The organism is Agrobacterium sp. V1 (genome assembly GCF_030518355.1).
Lineage (GTDB): Bacteria > Pseudomonadota > Alphaproteobacteria > Rhizobiales > Rhizobiaceae > Agrobacterium > Agrobacterium cucumeris.
This window is the reverse complement of the sequence record NZ_JAULSF010000001.1, coordinates 82,407-99,839: the sequence shown is the minus strand read 5'-3', so window position 1 is coordinate 99,839 and position 17,433 is coordinate 82,407. Positions and strand designations below refer to the sequence as shown.

General features: G+C 57.8%; 14 protein-coding genes and 1 tRNA gene. 6 read left to right on the top strand and 9 right to left on the bottom strand.

The window, feature by feature from the left end; all coding sequences use genetic code 11:
• Positions 1–247 precede the first annotated feature (247 nt).
• The gene (locus QSV77_RS00470; protein WP_142840980.1) at positions 248–1,282 is read right to left on the bottom strand and encodes a substrate-binding domain-containing protein; all 1,035 of its coding nucleotides are present in this window, start codon (positions 1,280–1,282) and stop codon (positions 248–250) included.
• A 195-nt stretch (positions 1,283–1,477) separates the two neighbouring features.
• Positions 1,478–2,746 carry a phosphate regulon sensor histidine kinase PhoR gene (phoR, locus tag QSV77_RS00465; RefSeq protein ID WP_302732192.1) on the bottom strand — a complete coding sequence of 423 codons (1,269 nt, stop codon included), beginning with the start codon at positions 2,744–2,746 and terminating at the stop codon, positions 1,478–1,480.
• 232 nt (positions 2,747–2,978) lie between these two features.
• Between phoR and ppk2 the strand changes: the two genes are divergently transcribed.
• Positions 2,979–3,860 carry a polyphosphate kinase 2 gene (gene ppk2 / locus QSV77_RS00460; protein WP_271360634.1) on the top strand — a complete coding sequence of 294 codons (882 nt, stop codon included), beginning with the start codon at positions 2,979–2,981 and terminating at the stop codon, positions 3,858–3,860.
• A gap of 76 nt (positions 3,861–3,936) precedes the next feature.
• Here the strand turns inward: ppk2 and QSV77_RS00455 are convergent, their stop codons facing one another.
• Positions 3,937–5,082, bottom strand: a complete 1,146-nt coding sequence (locus QSV77_RS00455; RefSeq protein ID WP_302732189.1) for a hypothetical protein — start codon at positions 5,080–5,082, stop codon at positions 3,937–3,939.
• 254 nt (positions 5,083–5,336) lie between these two features.
• Between QSV77_RS00455 and QSV77_RS00450 the strand changes: the two genes are divergently transcribed.
• From QSV77_RS00450 to QSV77_RS00435, 4 genes are all read left to right on the top strand, one after another.
• Positions 5,337–6,299 (top strand): nitronate monooxygenase family protein, encoded by a 963-nt coding sequence (locus tag QSV77_RS00450; protein ID WP_302732187.1) that lies wholly within the window; start codon positions 5,337–5,339, stop codon positions 6,297–6,299.
• 136 nt (positions 6,300–6,435) lie between these two features.
• Positions 6,436–6,511 (top strand) — tRNA-Thr (locus QSV77_RS00445).
• A 148-nt stretch (positions 6,512–6,659) separates the two neighbouring features.
• Entirely contained in the window at positions 6,660–6,818 is a 159-nt protein-coding gene (locus tag QSV77_RS00440; RefSeq protein WP_046799460.1) for a YqaE/Pmp3 family membrane protein, read from the top strand.
• A 316-nt stretch (positions 6,819–7,134) separates the two neighbouring features.
• Positions 7,135–7,377 (top strand): DUF982 domain-containing protein, encoded by a 243-nt coding sequence (locus QSV77_RS00435; protein WP_142840975.1) that lies wholly within the window; start codon positions 7,135–7,137, stop codon positions 7,375–7,377.
• 118 nt (positions 7,378–7,495) lie between these two features.
• Here the strand turns inward: QSV77_RS00435 and QSV77_RS00430 are convergent, their stop codons facing one another.
• The 6 genes from QSV77_RS00430 to QSV77_RS00405 form a co-directional block, all read right to left on the bottom strand.
• A complete protein-coding gene (locus QSV77_RS00430; RefSeq protein ID WP_046799387.1) occupies positions 7,496–7,888 on the bottom strand; it encodes a PRC-barrel domain-containing protein in 393 nt (130 codons plus the stop codon).
• A 128-nt stretch (positions 7,889–8,016) separates the two neighbouring features.
• Positions 8,017–8,898 (bottom strand): AraC family transcriptional regulator, encoded by an 882-nt coding sequence (locus QSV77_RS00425; RefSeq protein ID WP_161991306.1) that lies wholly within the window; start codon positions 8,896–8,898, stop codon positions 8,017–8,019.
• Positions 8,899–9,007: 109 nt separating this feature from the next.
• On the bottom strand, positions 9,008–11,197 hold the full coding sequence (locus QSV77_RS00420) for a TonB-dependent siderophore receptor (RefSeq protein WP_302732180.1): 2,190 nt from the start codon (positions 11,195–11,197) through the stop codon (positions 9,008–9,010).
• A gap of 179 nt (positions 11,198–11,376) precedes the next feature.
• The gene (locus tag QSV77_RS00415; RefSeq protein WP_269700624.1) at positions 11,377–12,951 is read right to left on the bottom strand and encodes an iron ABC transporter permease; all 1,575 of its coding nucleotides are present in this window, start codon (positions 12,949–12,951) and stop codon (positions 11,377–11,379) included.
• 172 nt (positions 12,952–13,123) lie between these two features.
• The gene (locus QSV77_RS00410; protein ID WP_302732178.1) at positions 13,124–14,140 is read right to left on the bottom strand and encodes an extracellular solute-binding protein; all 1,017 of its coding nucleotides are present in this window, start codon (positions 14,138–14,140) and stop codon (positions 13,124–13,126) included.
• Between the two features lie 153 nt (positions 14,141–14,293).
• Positions 14,294–15,343, bottom strand: a complete 1,050-nt coding sequence (locus QSV77_RS00405; protein WP_302732176.1) for an ABC transporter ATP-binding protein — start codon at positions 15,341–15,343, stop codon at positions 14,294–14,296.
• 356 nt (positions 15,344–15,699) lie between these two features.
• Between QSV77_RS00405 and QSV77_RS00400 the strand changes: the two genes are divergently transcribed.
• Positions 15,700–17,412 (top strand): long-chain fatty acid--CoA ligase, encoded by a 1,713-nt coding sequence (locus QSV77_RS00400; protein ID WP_302732174.1) that lies wholly within the window; start codon positions 15,700–15,702, stop codon positions 17,410–17,412.
• The last annotated feature ends 21 nt before the right edge of the window (positions 17,413–17,433 follow it).

The window sequence follows — 17,433 nt, the reverse complement described above, 5'->3', positions numbered from 1 at the left end:
GAGCACGGTGCGATATCGGGCAAATCAAAAAGTCATCAAAACGAGACCGCTGGACCATCCAGAGATGCCTGCCTTTTGACTGTATGAAAGTCTGGCAAGCGTCAAGGTTGATACAACCTATCCATCTGTAATCCATAAACAATTATGTGGATGGCGATGGATCGGAACTGTCAACCGGAGACAATCGCCGAAGCGGAGAGGCACCGGGCGGAACAAGGGGCGCGGCAGGCCGCGCCCCTCATCTTTATTACATGGAAGCGCCGGCTGCGAACTTGGCGCGGATTTCTTCGCGCTCCTTGTCCGGAGCAGCAACCAGGCCGTAGTTGGCGAGCGGGGAATCCGGGCCGATCATGTCGTCAGAAACGAAGAATTCGACGTATTCCTTGAGGCCCGGGATAACGCCCAGGTGAGCCTTCTTCACGTAGAAGAACAGGGGGCGGGAAACCGGATACTTGCCGCTGGCAACGGTTTCGGTGGACGGAACAACGCCAGAAACAGTGGCAACCTTCAGACGGTCAGCATTGTTTTCATAGAAAGCGAGGCCGAAAACGCCGAGGCCGGTCTTGTTGGCGTCGATGCGGGCCAGCGTTTCGGTGTAGTCGCCGTCGATGTCGACTGCGGCGCCGTCCTTACGGACAGCGATGCACTTTGCAGCTGCCTGCTTGGCATCGGTAACGATCTTCTTGATCGCGTCGGTAGCGCCGGCTTCCTTGCAGCCGTCAGCCATGATCTTCTCTTCGAAGACTTCGCGCGTGCCGTGCTTGGAACCCGGGATGTAAGCGGCGATTGCTACATCAGGCAGTTCCTTGTTGACTTCCGACCACTTCTTGTTGGGGTTGGCAACGAGCTTGCCGTCCTTGACGATTTCAGCTGCGAGAGCAAGGTACAGATCCTTCGGCTCGAGCTTGATGTCCTTATTGGATGCGTCCATTGCGAAGACGATACCGTCGTAACCGATCTTCACTTCCTGAACGTCGGTAACGCCAGCAGCCTTACAGGCGGCCAGTTCGTCGCTCTTGATTGCGCGCGAAGCATTGGCGATGTCGATGGTGCCTTCACCAACGCCGGAGCAGAACGCCTTCAGACCACCGCCCGTGCCGCCGGACTCAACAACCGGAGCCTTGAAGTTCGGGAAGGTTTCGGCAAAGGTTTCAGCAACGATCTTGGCATAGGGCAGAACCGTGGAAGAACCGGCAACCTGGATCTGGTCGCGAGCAGCGGCGGCGCCAGCGAAGGCGACAGAAGCCACCAGAGCTGCTGCGGAAAATTTAAGGATGTTCATTTGTCTCTCCCGTCGTGGGCTTGTTTGTGGACGCGGCCGATAGCGGCACTCGCTCAAAGCATGCGCTCGGCGACCTTTTCTTAACCACCGTAGCCACATCCTTTTATGTCACTTCAGTGAAAGATTTGTGACAACCTAAATTATTGATTTAATTTATAAAATTTTACGACATTAAAAGCTGGCAGATATTTTATGTCAGAATCTGACCGTGAAGTCCGTACCGTTGCCCAATTCCGATTTAATGATGAGGCGGGCACGGTGGCGGGTGAGGATATGCTTGACAATGGCAAGCCCGAGACCCGTTCCCTTTTTGGAACGGCTGTCGGCGACACTGACGCGATAAAACCGCTCCGTCAGACGCGGCACATGTTCGGCGGGAATGCCTGGCCCCTTGTCGATGACGCTCACTTCCACCGGCTTGCCGGGTTCAGCGCGTAGCCAGACATCCACGACCTTGCCTTCCTGTCCATATTTGCAAGCATTTTCAACGAGGTTCTGGAACACCTGCACCAGTTCGTCGCGATCGCCCTGCACTTCCGCCGGCCGGTCGGGCAGATGCAGGGTGATCTCCACATCCAGCTCGTTGGCGAGCGGCAGCAGCGCGTCCCGCACATGACCGATGACGGGAACGAGGTCGACTTTCTGGTCAGGCGCGATATTTGCCCGTAGCTCCAGCCGTGAAAGCGACATCAGATCATCCACCAGCCTGCTCATGCGGGTTGCCTGATCGAGCATGATGGCGAGAAAACGTTCCTGTGCTTTCGGGTCGTTGCGAGCCGGACCCTGCATGGTTTCGATGAAGCCACGCAGCGAGGCGAGCGGCGTGCGCAATTCATGGCTGGCATTGGCGACGAAGTCGCTGCGCATCCGGTCGATGCGGCGAAGCTCCGACACATCGCGGAACGACAATATGTAAAATGGCGGGCCGGCCACCTCCCCCGCATCCGCACGGGCAATGCGAACGATGAAGACGCGCTCTGATGGAAAACGCTCCGAATGCTCGACCTGATTGGGTTGGCCGGTGGTTATGGTTTCGCGGATGACATCCAGCAGGCCCGGGGATCGCAGGCGGGCGGAAATATGCGCGCCGGGCGGAAGCTGGCCGAACGCCCGTTCCGCCGCACCGTTCTGAAACAGCACGCTGGCATTCTTGTCGAGGATGAAGACCGGCGTATCCAGCACCGCAAGGCCGGCCCTGACGCCGGAAATGACACTTTCCGCAGGCACCTCGGGTTCATCCGTTTCCGCAACCGCAGCTTCATCGGCTTTGGGCACCACTGACCGCTCCCGAACCGCCAGAATGGCGATGACGGCGCAGAGCCAAAGGGCGGCCGGCATATAGGGCGTGTGCAGTTCCGAAACGGCCACGATGGCCAGCATGCTGACGACGAGAACGGGCAACCAGTTTCGGCCAAGCTTTCGTCCCAAAAGCCTTAATCCACGATCGCCTTCCATGACTGCCATTTCAGCCTGCTTTCCACTTTCACCTGACAGCGCATCGAATTCTCATAGGCCAGCTTCATGACAGAGATTCATCACCGCGCATTTTTCACAACGTATATGCGCAAAATCTGTGCCGCAATCGTCCCCGGCGCCGCACCATGTCCCGCCACTCCTCTTTCACTTGAATTCTGCCGGTGGATATGAACTCATTGGCGGTGAGTTGCCTTTACACAACAATAGCCGGAGAACAAATATGGCCGAAGACACGAAGAAGCGAGCGGTGGAGCTTACCATTGGCGGCAAGCCGCGCAGCTTCGACATCGACGATCCGGTTCTTCCCGACTGGGTGGAGGACAAAAAACTCTCCGCAGGTGACTTTCCCTACGACAAGAAGATGAAACGGGAAGATTACGACGCCACGCTGGAGGCGCTTCAAGTGGAGCTCGTGAAGGTGCAGTTCTGGCTGCAGGCCACGGGCAAGCGGGTGATGGCGGTCTTCGAAGGCCGCGATGCGGCGGGCAAGGGTGGCGCGATCTTTGCGGCCCGGGCCTACCTCAACCCCCGCTACGCCCGCGTGGTGGCGCTGACCAAACCGACGGAAACCGAACGCGGCCAATGGTATTTCCAGCGTTATATCTCACATTTTCCGACTGCCGGTGAATTCGTTCTCTTCGACCGTTCCTGGTATAACCGCGCTGGTGTCGAGCCTGTCATGGGATTCTGCACCCCGGAAGAACACAAGCGCTTTCTCAAGGAAACACCGCGGCTGGAAAAGATGCTGGTGCATGAGGACATCCATCTTTTCAAGTTCTGGCTCGACATCGGCCGCGAGACGCAGATCGAACGCTTCCATGATCGCCGCCACAGCCCGCTGAAATGCTGGAAGCTTTCGGACATGGATATAGCAGCGCTGACGAAATGGGATGACTACACACAAAAGCGCGACGAGATGCTGGAAAAGACCCACACCGACGCCGCCCCCTGGACGGTGGTTCGCGCCAACGACAAGCGCCGCGCCCGCGTGAACCTTATCCGCCATATTCTCAATTCACTCGACTATGACGGCAAGGACAACAAGGTGATCGGCGAGATCGACGGCAAGATACTGGGGTCGGGTCCGGAGTTTCTTAAATAGGACAGGAAGATGATGGCAGGCGCCTCCTGAGGGCGGCGCCTGTCTTTCTTCCTGTCAGCCTTTCTTCCTGTCAGCCTTACTGGCCGGGCAGAATGCGCACCGAGTAAAGATTGACCGGACGGCTGTTGCCGTCGATGTCGCTGTTGATGAAGATTTTGCCGGGCGCGTTGGGCACAAGCGAGCGCTCGAAAGTCGCGTTCAGCAGCATGTCCGCCCGTTCAGCCGTGGCCGTAAAGCGGTGGCGTGAGCAATCGCCAAGCGTGGCGAAATCGCAGGCGACGGAAACCTGCGTCTGCCGGTCGCTGGATGATTGCAGCGTGATGGATATGGTCGAGGACTTGCCTGCCATGTCCCGCATGACTTCCACCGGAACCTCGACGCTGACCGCACCATCCTGCGAAACACTTCTCGACGTTACCTTTATCGCCTTGCCGGCAGGTGTGGCGATGTTTTCGACCGTAGCGCGCGGGCCTGCCGAAACTCCGGCGCTGCCGCGCTCGGCATTAAAGAGTTCCACCCAGTCATCGGAAAAACCACGGCCGGCGGAAAGGCTCGGTGCCGGCTCCGCACCGTTGAAATCTTCCGCCTGAACCTGGGCTGGCGGATTGGGCACGCTGGTATCGCGCTGCGCGGGCGACAGCAGCAGGCCGGACGAATAGACCCACCAGGCGCCGAAGCCAATAAAGGCGAGAAGCGTCACATATATGAAAAGCCTTGCAAAAAGCCCGCGGCGCTTGCGGCGGCCAACGGCACCCTCCGGGCGGAAAGCAAGCGAGGCATCGCCCGCGCTGGAGCCTCTCCTGGATGGCTTTGCATTGCGTCGACCAGCGCTTGGCGGCTCCGCAGCAACAGCGACGCCCGGCTGCGCGTCACGCGTTTCGCCACGCAGTTCCGGCTCGATGGCCATATCGCCATGGTGCTGCGGCTGCGAAACGGGATCGACCGAGGGTTCATCATGGGCGACACTCTCCGGCAGTGGTGGCCGCAATTGCTGCTCCACCCTGTTTAGAAGCCGGTCACGCTCTTCATTTTCAATGACATGGATGAGGCTTTCGAGCCGCTGGCGTTGCTGGGCGACGACCTGTGGTTCGTCTATGCCCTGCTTGCGCAGGCCGGCTTCCAGCGCCTGGCGGGATGATTGGTAAATCCGTGCACGAACTTCGGCGTTCGATCTGTCCGATTTTTCCAGAGCATTTCTGATTGCCGTTTCCAGTCCGCTCACGACCGATCCTTGTTCTGTTGCGCTGTGCAAAAATATGCGGCGCTGCGCCATTGGTTTACGATTCGGTAACGGCTATGCCGCGCCTCCGCAAGCATCGTTTGTTATAAAGACCGGATTGGCTTGGGGAAAATCGATCCATTGTGGCGCTGCGAACGCAGATTTGTGACGCCGATACGGCGTGGTTTTCGCTTTCAATCCGTCGCCGAACACGATATTAACTTACGTGCGCGTAAACGTAATTCATGGGAGGAAACATGCTGCCGTCCGTGCTGAAAGACAATCTGCGTCTTCCGGTCATAGCATCACCGCTATTCATTATTTCGCATCCGCAATTGACGCTGGCGCAATGCAAGGCCGGTGTCATCGGCGCTTTCCCGGCGCTGAACGCGCGGCCCGAAAGCCAGCTGGACGAATGGCTGGCGATGATTACCGAGGAGCTTGCCGCGCACAACAGCGCCCACCCGGATCGTCCGGCTGCCCCCTTCGCGGTCAACCAGATCGTGCACATGTCCAATCGCCGGCTGGAACATGATCTCGGCCTCTGCGTCAAATACAAGGTGCCGGTGGTGATCTCCTCGCTCGGCGCCGTGCCGGAAGTCAATGCGGCGGTCCATTCCTATGGCGGCATCGTGCTGCACGATGTCATCAATGATCGTCACGCCCGCTCGGCCATCCGCAAGGGCGCGGACGGGCTGATTGCGGTGGCAACCGGGGCCGGCGGACATGCAGGCACACTGTCACCCTTCGCCCTCGTTCAGGAAATCCGCGAATGGTTTGATGGCCCGCTGCTGCTGGCCGGCGCCATCGCCAATGGCGGCTCCATCCTCGCGGCACAGGCCATGGGCGCGGACATGGCCTATATCGGCTCGCCCTTCATCGCCACGCAGGAGGCACGCGCTTCCGACGGCTACAAGCAGGCGATCGTGGATGCCCAGGCAAAAGACATCGTCTATTCGAATTATTTCACCGGCGTTCATGGCAACTACCTGAAAAGCTCCATCGTTGCCTCCGGCATGGATCCCGACAACCTGCCCGAAGCGGACCCCTCCAAGATGGACTTCGAAACGGCAACCGGCGGGGCAAAAGCCTGGAAGGACATATGGGGCGCCGGCCAGGGCATTGGCGCGGTCAAGGCCGTGGAGCCGGTGGCAGACCTCGTTGATCGGCTGGCACGCGAATATGAAGCTGCGAAAAACCGCATCTGCACAACGGCCTGATGCCGCCCGTAAACAATAAGCAGGCAAAGCTTTTTGCGGAAATTTCAAAAGCCGCGTATTCAAGGCTTGAAATCCGTCAGCATTGCCTGTATCAGCCCGCCATGAAGCTGATCCGCCACAGACGGGTCATGTTCGGGCCGCTTTAGCTCAGTTGGTAGAGCACGTCATTCGTAATGACGGGGTCACGTGTTCGAGTCACGTAAGCGGCACCATTTATTTCCCATGATATCAGTACTGTTCGATCCGTAGCTTCGCTTACGCGTTGTTGATCTTTCACGCCATAGGTACTGCCCATGGTGAAACCAAACAGCCCGCCATACGTTGACCGGCAAGTCACTCTCAACCAGAAAGCCTGTTATCGTGGACGTCATTCGTATTCTTATCGCCATCCTTCTGCCGCCCGTCGGCGTGTTCCTTCAGGTCGGTCTTGGCCTGCATTTCTGGCTCAATATTCTTTTGACGCTGTGCGGCTATGTGCCCGGCATCATTCACGCCATCTGGGTGATCCTGCGGAAGTGAACTCACGGCCATTCGCAATGGGACGTCCGCAACATTTTAGTACGTGATTAAATTCTTATGATCTCTGGAACCTCGTCTTGTCCCTCACGTTAAGGTGATGACAAGCAGCCAAGGAGAAAAGCATGAACCAGATCATCTACATCGTCGGTCTCGTCGTTATTGTGCTGGCAATCCTGTCATTTTTCGGCTTCCGCTGATCCCCGTTGTCAATTCACCCGCTTGCGCATATTCTAAACAGCAGTGACACACGGCTGCGTTCATGGGTTGCTCCGCTGTCGGGTGTATTTCGGGATCGCGTTGCTCTGGGAGGTGCACGATGAAGAACGAGAGATGGACAGAACCGGTTGAGGTCAATCTTGAGGCGAACGGCAAGAGTGTCGTCGCCGGCCCCTTCGAAGCGCTGACGTTGCTCACGGAAGGCTGGCCGAAGATTGGCGGATTAAGCTTTGTGAGAGCCAGGAGCGCCTGCCGCGCCGCCCTTGACGGACGCAAATCGCCGGAGGAAGCGCGCAAATGCTTCACCGATGCGGTTTCCGAGATACAGAAAAACCCGCATTAAAGCAGATAAACGCAAACGGCTCCTTTTCAGGAGCCGTTTTCTTATGTGGCGTTCCGGGCGCAGAAATGCCCGGAACGTTTCTCATTCTTGAAGCTGGATCGTATAACCCTGTTAGACCTTACATCCAGTAGGGCGCAACGCCGTAATAGTCGTAGACCTTGCGGTCCTTGGCGTTCAGCAGATCGTTATCGTCGAGATTAGCGAAGTGCGGCGCGTTTTCGATCTCTTCCTTGGTGAGATCGATGCGGTAGCCATCAAGTTCTTCATCGTAGTGCAGCTTTTCCCAAGGCAGCGGGTAATAGTCGTCACCGATCCCGAGAAAGCCACCAAAGCTCAGCACGGCATAGGCAACGCGGCCACCGCGCTTTTCCAGGATAATGCGCTGGATCGAGCCGATATGTTTGCCATCAGCGCCATAAACGCGGGTGCCTTCCACCTTGTCGCTGGCGATCAGGCTCGGCGTATCCTTGACATAGGGGTCCTGTCCGGCGCGGGGTTCCTGATGCAACATGACGTCTTCCTCCTTGATTTTCCTCGTTGGTGTCACGTCTTGTAAACCCTGCGACGGAGAAATCGTTCCGCGGCGTTTCAAGCGCTACGGCCAGTATTTTTTTGAGGGAGGATGGAACAAAAAGGCGCTTATTGGCGGATTTTTTGCCAGACGGAGGGGGAAACGCCGACCATCTTGCGGAAGACGCGGGAGAAATGCGCCTGATCTGAAAACCCGCTGGCAATGGCAATGTCGGTCAGCGCCATGTCAGGCCTCATCATCAGTTCCTTGACGCGATCGATACGCGCCTGCATCTGCCATTGGTGCGGAGGCACGCCGGTGGAGGCCTTGAAGGCGTGGCTGAAATGGGATTGTGACAGGTTGGTAAGCTCCGCCAGTTCCTCCAGCCGGATAGAGCGCAGGCAATGTTCACGGATATAGTCGGTCGCCGCTCTTAACTGCCAGGCAGCGAGCTTGCTGCGTTTCTTGACCGGTTCCCGCTTTACCTTGAGGAAGTCCGTCAGCAGCGCCAGCACGAGGCTTTCGCCGTAAAGGTCATGCAAGGGGTCTGGATTATCACATTCGGCGGCGATCAGCCGGGCCAACACCAGCAGGCGCTCATCCTCGAACATCAGATGCGGATCGAGCAGGCCATGCGGGTCAAACCCCTGCACCAGCCGCGCGCCCAGCAAACCCGCATCAAAATGCAGATCGAGATGACGCACGAAGGAAACATTGCTGAGCTCCGCATGCACATCCAGATCGGCGGGCACGAAGGAAATGCGATTCGCCTTGGAGGAACCGTAATTGTCGCGGTGGGAGCGGTTCATCATGAACCGGCCGTCATCGCTCCCGTCCATATCGAGCAGAAAAACAAACCGCGGATCCTTGCCGACATAACGGCCGCCCGCTTTTGGCGCGCAACGCACATCCCAGAGATCGGCGACAATGCCGTTCCATACCCTGGAGCGCGGGCCGCCGATGACGGCAAAGCCCTCGATCTCATTTTCCATCCGCACGCGGAAAGCCATGGCCTCTTGATCCCGCAAGGCGCAAAGGCGCCTCTATAAACATGATAAATCTATTCATGTTTATAGAGGCAAACTATATTTCCCGCAACTGCTGGCCTGCGGCCAAGCCTTACCACTTCTTTGCGAGCTTGAAGGTGATGGTGCGGCTATCGCCCCAGCCGCACACCGAGACACCGGCGCAGCTCTTGACATATTCCTTGTCGAAGACATTCGCGACGTTGATGGATGCCGTCCAGTCGTTCTTCTCGTAACGGATCGCGGCATCGAAGACCGCCGCATCCGGAACGCGCAACGTGTTTGCCGCATCCGCCCAGGATTTACCCTGATAGCGCACCCCACCGCCGATGCTGAGGCCTTCAAACGTATCATCGGTGAAGGCGTAATCCACCCACAGGGACGCGGTGTTGGTGGGCACGATCCAGGGGGATTTGCCGATCAGGTTGGGATTGGCATCACGGGTAATCTCAAGATCGGTGTAGGAATAGGAAGCAAGGGCCTTCCAGTTATCGGAAAGATTGGCCTTGGCTTCCAGCTCGAAGCCGGTGGATTCCACCTGTCCGAACTGCCCGCTCGTGGTCACGCCGCCAGCCGTATAGGACACGATCGCATTGTCCTTGACCAGCTTGAAGACGGAGGCAGTGATGCTGCCATCAAAGAAGGTCGGCTCATATTTGACGCCAGCCTCGAACTGGTGCCCCTCCTCAGGTGCGGCAGGGGTGCCATCCGCAAGCGTATCGATCAGCGGATTGAAGAAGGTGGCTGCCGAGACGTAGGGTGTCAGGCCATTGTCGAATTCATAAGCGAGGCCGGCGCGGCCGCTCAGTGCATCGTCATTGGAGCGGAAGGACGCGCCTGTTGGCAGCCTGTTGTTCAGCTCCGTATCGACATAATCGTAACGGCCGTTGAGCGTCACCAGCCAGCCATCGCCGAAACGCAGCTGGTCCTGCGCGTAGATGCCGATCTGTTGCTGGGTCACGACATTGTCGGCATAAACGAAATTCGTTCCCTGCGTCGAGCCATAGACCGGCTTGAGCGCGCCGATCGCATTCGACCCGCAGCAGGCCTGCACCTGATCCAGCTTGTAATATTTATAGTCGAGACCAAAGAGCAGCGAATGGCTGACCGCTCCGGTTTCGAACTGTCCTTCAATGCGGTTGTCAACGCCGAAACTATCCGCCTTCGACAGGCCGTCATAACCGAAGCGGGTCAGCATATAGTCATTGGTGGTGGCATCGAGGATCGGCTGGCCATTGGCGTCGGCATTGGCCCAACCGCCCGGATAGGGTCCGGTCTCGTGCTTGTAGAGGTGGCCATAACGGGCGTTCTGGCTGATCTTCCAGCCATTATCGAATTCATGACTGACTTCATAACCGACCATAGACAGGTAGACACGGCCATTGTCGATATCCGGTTCGCCATAAAAGGCCTTGCGGTCGAGCTTGCCGAAGGGTGCGTCGACCACGGTGCCGACATAGGGCAGGAAGCCGTTGCCGACATGCACCTGATCGAGCGCCGAGAAATATCCGTAGAGTGTGGCGCTTGTCTGCGCATCCGGCTCGAAGGTGATCTGCGGCATGATGAAGCCGCGCAGATCCTCTGAGTAATCAGTGTAATTATCGCCGCCGGAAACCTTGCCGGTGACGCGGTATTTCCACACGCCCTCAGCATCCACCTTGTCGCCGAAATCGAAACCGAAAAAGGCATTGCCGAAATTGTTGATGCCGATTTCCGTTTCACGAACCGGCGTATCCTGAGTTTGCTTGCGGACCAGCTGCACGATACCGCCGGGATTGGCGCCGCCATACAGCACCGAGGCCGGCCCTTTGAGGACTTCCACCCGCTCCAGACCATAGGCATCCATCTGGAAACCGCCGAAACCATAGCTGAACAGGTTCAGCCCATCGAGGAACACGCCGGTCTGGGTGGCCTGAAAACCGCGAATGTAAAACCAGTCAGTATCCGGGTCGGTGCCGAAGGGCTCAGCCGTCACACCGGGCGTATAACGCAGCACCTCGTCGATTTTGGTCACGGCGCCGCGGTCATTCATTTCCTGGCGGCCAACAACGGATACGGATTGCGGAATGTCTTTCGTTTCCGTGTCGGTTTTCGAGCCGGTCGCGCTTTTCTTCGCGACATAGCCACGGACCGGGCCCGTAGCATTTTCCGCCCCCTGCCCTTCGACGGTGATTTCCCGCAGAACAGTCGTTTCCTGTGCGTGGCCCATCACCGGCGCCATCAAAACAACGGCAGCCGTTCCCAAAGCCAGGCGGCTCAAAAACATCCCATGCAAATTTTTCAAGATATGCCCCGAAACAGATCGCGGCCGACGATCATAGCCGTCAGGCCGCAGCACTTCAATTAAGCTGAGTATTTACATCAGGATTAAGGCGGGATGCTTGTCGTTTTCCGGGAGGATTTGAAGCTTATTGGCCTCTCGCACTGTTTTGTGCCCGTCATTTTATGCGGCGAGACCAGCCATCAACCTTTGCGTCGGCCGATCCTCGCAAGCAGCATGACGGGAAGGATGCCGATGACGACAATCGCCAGTGCGGCGATTGCCGCCTCCTCATAGGTGCCGCGGGCGGCTTCGCCATAAAGATGGGTCGCGAAGGTCTCGAAATTGAGCGGCCGCAATAACAGCGTGGCGGGGAGTTCCTTGACGCAGTCCACGAAGATCAGCAACGCCGCCGCCGCAAGCGATGCTTTCGAGAGCGGCAAATGGATCTGGCGGAATGTCTGGGTTGCGGATCGCCCGAGTGTTCGCGAGGCGTGATCAAAAGACTGCGGGATACGGCTCAAACCCGCATCGACGCCGCCAGCGGCAATGGTGAGGAAACGTGCCGAATAGGCGTAGATCAGGGCTGCACCGCTGCCGATGAAAATGAGGCCCGTGGATATGCCAAACCAGTTGCGCATGGTCTGGTCGACAAACCGGTCGAAACCACCGAGCGCAATCAGCACGCCGATGGCAATGACAGTGCCGGGGGCTGCATATCCCACCGTGGAAAGACGATAGGACCAAAGCGAGAGACGCCCCGGAGCAAGGCGCATTGCGTAAGCAACCGCAAGGCCGAGAATAAGGGTGATCACCGTCGCCACCCCGGCAAAGACGATGGTGTTCAACGCCTCCTCGGTGAAACGGGCAGACAGGCCGCTGAAGCGGAACCGTTTCCATGCCTCGATGACGAGATAGCTCGCTGGCGCCACAAAACCGATCAGGACCGGCAGGCTACCAAGCATGAAGGCCCCGCAGGCCTTGAGGCCGGTAAGGCGCACTGGCTCCAGTTCCCGGCTTTTCTGCGCGGAAACCGAATAACGCTGCTTGCGCCGCGCCCAGCGTTCAAACGCCACGAGGGCGACGACGATGAACAGCATGGAGAGCGCAATCTGCGCCGCACCCGGCAGATCGGATTTCGTGACCCAGGTCGTATAGACCGAAACGGTGAGGGTGCGGACGCCCAGAAATTCCGAGGCGCCGATATCGTTCAGCGCTTCCATAAGGGCAAGGCTGACGCCGACCGCGATCGCCGGCCGCGCCAGCGGCACCGCAACCTTCAAAAAAGCCTTCTGTCTGGAAACGCCAAGCGTGCGGGCTGCCTCCAGCAGATTGCCGGCCTGTGTGAGAAACATGGCGCGGACGGGAATATAGACATAGGGAAACAGCACGAAGCCAAGCAAAATGATGCAGCCCGTCATCGATCTTATATCCGGCAGACGGAATTCACGCGGGCTGGAATAACCGAGCAGAAAGCGGATTACACCCTGCACTGGCCCGATCGGATGCAGAATATCCAAATAGGCATAAGCAACAATATAGGTTGGCATGGCAAGCGGCAGCAGCAGCGCCCATTCCAATATCCGGCGACCGGGAAAATCATAAGCGGTAACCAGCCAGGCCGATGAGGTTCCAATGATACCGGCCAGCAAGCCGACACCGGCGAGAAGGATGACCGTATCCGGCAAGGCCGTCAAAAGAACGGTGGAGCCGAGATGCTCCCACAGGCCGGCAGAACCCTGTACCGCCTGAGAGACCAGCGCCAGAACCGGCACCATGGCGCCGCAGACCGCAACGAGCGATAGGCCCAGCCACCAGAAGGAGGATGAAAACCTTGGTCTTGCGCGGGACGTCAATGGCTGAACGGCGTCTGAATTCATGAGCTTCTTGAAAATACAGGGAAAGGCGCCCGCGGGTGCGAGCGCCTTCCACCTTGTTGCCAATTGGCCTTTACTTGTCGAAACCGACCTTGTCGACCAGTTCGCTCGCCTGCTTGCGATGCGACACGATCTCCGTCAGCGGCTTGTTGTCGATCTTCAGGTCGCCGAAGGAAGCGACGATCTCGTTGAGGCCCGCGCCCTGCTTGACCGGATATTCGTAGTTGGCTTCAGCATAGATCTTCTGGGCTTCGTCAGAAACGAGATATTCCAGAAGCTTGACGGCTTCAGCCTTGTTCGGCGCATTCTTGGCAACGGCCGCACCGGTGATGTTGACCTGCGTACCGCCATTCTTGAAGGTCGGCAGAACCACCTTGATGGCATCGCCCCACTTGACCTGCTCTTCGCCGCCCTTGCCCGAGCGCATCAGACCGACATAGTAGGAATTGGCGATACCGATATCGCAAATGCCGCCGAGGATGTCCTTGGCAACGTCACGGTCGCCGCCGCCAGCCTTGCGGGCCAGGTTTTCCTTCACGCCAGCAAGCCACTTTTCAGTGTCGGCTGCACCATAATGGGCGATGTAATCGGCAAACAGCGCCGTGTTGTAGGGGTGCTGGCCAGCGCGAATGCAGACCTTGCCCTTCCACTTGGCATCCGCCAGATCTTCATAGTTGAAGGAAGCAAGGTCGAGATCCTTCGCCGCATAAAGAACGCGGGCGCGCATGGAAAGCGCAAACCAGTGACCCTTGGCATCACGAAGTTCAGCCGGGACTGCCTTGGTCAGGGTTTCGGACTCAACCGCCTGGGTAACGCCCTTTTCGGCGAGATCAACGAGGTTGCCAGCATCCACGGTCATCAGGACGTCGGCCGGCGAGCTTGCGCCTTCGCTCAGAACGCGCTCGGCCAGGCCGTCCTTCAGGAATACGGTGTTGACCTTGACGCCGCTCGAAGCGGTGAAGGATTCCAGCAGGGGCTGGATCAGGCCCGGCTCTCTAGTGGTGTAGATATTGAGTTCTGCGGCGCTGGCTGATCCGGCTGCAAAAGCAACCGTGCTGGCGAGCAGGGCAAATCTGGTAAAGTTCGTCATGGTCGTCTCCCTCTTCGATGGCGGCAATATAGAGGCAGCAGACATCATACCTGATGGATCAAATCAAGTTTTATTTCGCTGTTTTTCGATGAGTTTGATCACCAAGAGTTGAAAATGATGCGGAAATTTACATGCAAATCCGCTCATTCAACTTCAAGTAAATATCAGAACACCCTTGGGGTCGATACCGAAACGCACCGCCTTGGTCTTGGCGGGTGTGCGTTGCATCGTCCGGACACGCAAATCTCCGGGCAACCCCGGCACGGCAATACCGAGCTGTTCGATCTCACCGAGGAAAACCCGGCTCAATATTTCGCCGGCGATCCCGTCCTTCGCTGAATTGTCCTCGATAATCGAAATCGCGTTGGGTCGAACATAGGCAACGGCTGCAAGGCCATCGGGCAGATCGGATGCATCACCCAGCAGCCCGAGCGGCGTTTCAACGCGCCCCTGTTTTACCCGGCCCTCGATCTTGTTGAAGGCGCAGAAAAAATCGGCGGCATAGCGGGTTTTGGGATTATCGTGAATTTCATATCCCGTGCCGCTCTGCACGATACGCCCGCGCTGCATCAGCACCACGCGGTCGCCTGCGGACAACGCCTCTTCCGGATCATGGGTGACCATGATTGCCGTGGTGCCCAATTGCCGCAGAAGACCAAGCGTCTCCTCACGGACATTGTCGCGCAAACCCCTGTCCAGATTGGAGAAAGGCTCATCCATCAGCAACAGGCCGGGCTGCGGGGCGAGCGCACGGGCGAGCGCCACACGCTGCTGTTCACCGCCCGAAAGCGTATGCGGATAGCGTTTGGCCAGATCCTGCAGATGCACGTGCTCGATCATCTCTTCCGCACGGCGGCGGGCTTCCGCCTTAGCCAGGGTTCTGAGACCGAACATGACATTCTGTTCGACTGTGAGATGCGGGAACAGCGCATAATCCTGAAAGACAAAACCGATATTGCGCTTTTCCGGCTCAACGAAAACCGCCGAATCGGCAACGGTCGAACCATTAAGGGAAACACTGCCGTGGTCCGGCGTCTCCACGCCCGCAACGATGCGCAGCAGGGTCGATTTTCCACAGCCCGACCGTCCAACCAGACAAATAATTTCGCCGCGTTCGACGGACAAGTCGATATCGGACAAGACATCCGTATCACCGAATCTTTTCCCAACCGATTTCAGTTCAAGCGCTGCGCTGCCTGCCATTTCCAATCCTGCCCTGCTTTGCGAATTATGTTGATCGCTCAAATCAGGATTAAAGTCAAAAAATCGCACATAACTCCGTTTCATTCACGAGGACGCGAGATGTGCGACAGCAATATTGACGTTTACGTTAGAGTTAAATAGGCTTTACCCATACGATGGACGTCAGGGGATTCCGCGTCTATCATTCGTCACCGGGGAGCGGGAGGAGCGGTCGATCCGGTGGCGCACATGTGGTTCCTTCTATCTCGCCGATATGCCGGCTGGTTGCGGGAGCTTCATGATCATCACGAAGCCTAAAGCGCCCTTGATGCATTCCACCGAATGCGCGGCGCGAAAAAGACTCTGGGAGGAGAAGCATGAGTGAATTGTCCCTGGGACAGCCGGAAAATGTCAGCGTAGAAAAGCGTTGGCTGTCGTCCTATCCGCCGGGCGTCCCTTCCGAAATCCCCGTATCGGCCAACGCCTCGCTTGTAGATCTTCTTGAAAAGAGCTGCGTGCAATTTGCCGACCGCAAAGCCTTTTCCAGCATGGGCAAGTCGCTGACCTACCGGCAGCTGGACGCTCAAACCCGCGCCGTGGCCGCGTGGCTGCAATCCAGAGGACTGGAAAAGGGTGACCGGGTGGCGGTGATGATGCCGAACATCCTGCAAAATCCCGTCGCGGTTTATGGGATCCTGCGGGCGGGCATGATCGTGGTCAACGTCAATCCGCTCTACACGCCGCGCGAACTGGAACACCAGCTGAAGGACTCCGGCGCAAAGGCGCTGTTCGTGCTGGAAAACTTCGCCCATGTGGCGCAGCAGGCGGTGCCGAAAACCGCCGTGCGGCATGTCGTCGTCGCAACCATGGGCGATCTCCTCGGCTTCAAGGGACATATCGTCAATCTTGTCGTTCGCAAGGTGAAGAAGCTTGTGCCCGCCTATGCGATCCCCGGCTCGATCAGCTTCAAGGCGGTGCTGAAGGAAGGCCAGGGATTTTCCCTGAAGTCCGTTGGCCTCACGGCTCAGGATATCGCCTTCCTGCAATATACCGGTGGCACGACAGGCGTCTCCAAAGGCGCGATCCTTACCCACGCCAATCTTCTGGCCAACAAGGCGCAGATCAGCCTGTGGCTGGACGCCGCCTTCAGCAGCCGCAAGGATCGTCCCGAGGTTCTCAACTTCATCTGCGCTCTGCCGCTCTGCCACATTTTTGCGCTGACGGTGAATTCGCTGATGGGCATTGCGCTCGGTGGCCACAATCTGCTGATCGCCAACCCGCGCGACATTCCCGGCTTCGTCAAGGAACTGTCGCATTATCAGCCGCATGTGTTCCCCGGCATCAATACGCTTTTCAACGCGCTGATGAACAATGAGGATTTCCGCAAGCTCGACCTTTCGTCGCTCATCCTCGTTCTTGGTGGCGGCATGGCCGTGCAAAGACCGGTCGCGGAACGCTGGCTTTCCGTGGTGGGCTGCCCGATTGCAGAAGGCTACGGTCTCTCTGAAACATCGCCGGTGGCGACGGTCAATCGCCTCGATTCCCAGGAATTCAGCGGCACCATCGGCCTGCCGCTGTCATCGACGGAGATCGACATTCGCAACGACGATGGCAACAGCTTGCCCATGGGTGAAGTTGGCGAGATTTGCATCCGCGGGCCGCAGGTCATGGCCGGTTATTGGCAACGGCCCGATGAAACCGCAAAAGCCATGACCGCCGATGGCTTCTTCCGCTCCGGCGACATGGGTTTCATGGACGAGCGCGGTTACACCAAGATCGTCGACCGAAAGAAGGACATGATCCTCGTCTCCGGTTTCAACGTCTATCCGAACGAGGTGGAAGAAGTGGCCGCCAGCCATCCCGGCGTCCTGGAATGCGCCGCAATCGGTGTTCCGGACGAACATTCCGGCGAAACGGTCAAACTTTTCGTCGTGAAGAAGGATCAGTCGCTGACGGAAGCGGAGCTCAAGGCCTTCTGCGCCAAAAACCTGACAAACTACAAACGGCCAAAGATCATCGAGTTCCGCACCGAGCTGCCGAAATCCAATGTCGGCAAGATTTTGCGGCGCGAATTGCGCAATCTGAACTGAGCGCTTGAAGCAAATGACGAG

What these genes read in the sequence shown, in the direction of transcription:
- QSV77_RS00430 (WP_046799387.1), bottom strand. Translation starts at nt 7,888, where the DNA reads ATGTTGCATCAGGAACCCCGCGCCGGACAGGACCCCTATGTCAAGGAT.
- QSV77_RS00400 (WP_302732174.1), top strand. Translation starts at nt 15,700, where the DNA reads ATGAGTGAATTGTCCCTGGGACAGCCGGAAAATGTCAGCGTAGAAAAG.
- ppk2 (WP_271360634.1), top strand. Translation starts at nt 2,979, where the DNA reads ATGGCCGAAGACACGAAGAAGCGAGCGGTGGAGCTTACCATTGGCGGC.
- QSV77_RS00470 (WP_142840980.1), bottom strand. Translation starts at nt 1,282, where the DNA reads ATGAACATCCTTAAATTTTCCGCAGCAGCTCTGGTGGCTTCTGTCGCC.
- phoR (WP_302732192.1), bottom strand. Translation starts at nt 2,746, where the DNA reads ATGGCAGTCATGGAAGGCGATCGTGGATTAAGGCTTTTGGGACGAAAG.
- QSV77_RS00410 (WP_302732178.1), bottom strand. Translation starts at nt 14,140, where the DNA reads ATGACGAACTTTACCAGATTTGCCCTGCTCGCCAGCACGGTTGCTTTT.
- QSV77_RS00425 (WP_161991306.1), bottom strand. Translation starts at nt 8,898, where the DNA reads ATGGCTTTCCGCGTGCGGATGGAAAATGAGATCGAGGGCTTTGCCGTC.
- QSV77_RS00435 (WP_142840975.1), top strand. Translation starts at nt 7,135, where the DNA reads ATGAAGAACGAGAGATGGACAGAACCGGTTGAGGTCAATCTTGAGGCG.
- QSV77_RS00405 (WP_302732176.1), bottom strand. Translation starts at nt 15,343, where the DNA reads ATGGCAGGCAGCGCAGCGCTTGAACTGAAATCGGTTGGGAAAAGATTC.
- QSV77_RS00450 (WP_302732187.1), top strand. Translation starts at nt 5,337, where the DNA reads ATGCTGCCGTCCGTGCTGAAAGACAATCTGCGTCTTCCGGTCATAGCA.
- QSV77_RS00415 (WP_269700624.1), bottom strand. Translation starts at nt 12,951, where the DNA reads ATGGTGCCGGTTCTGGCGCTGGTCTCTCAGGCGGTACAGGGTTCTGCC.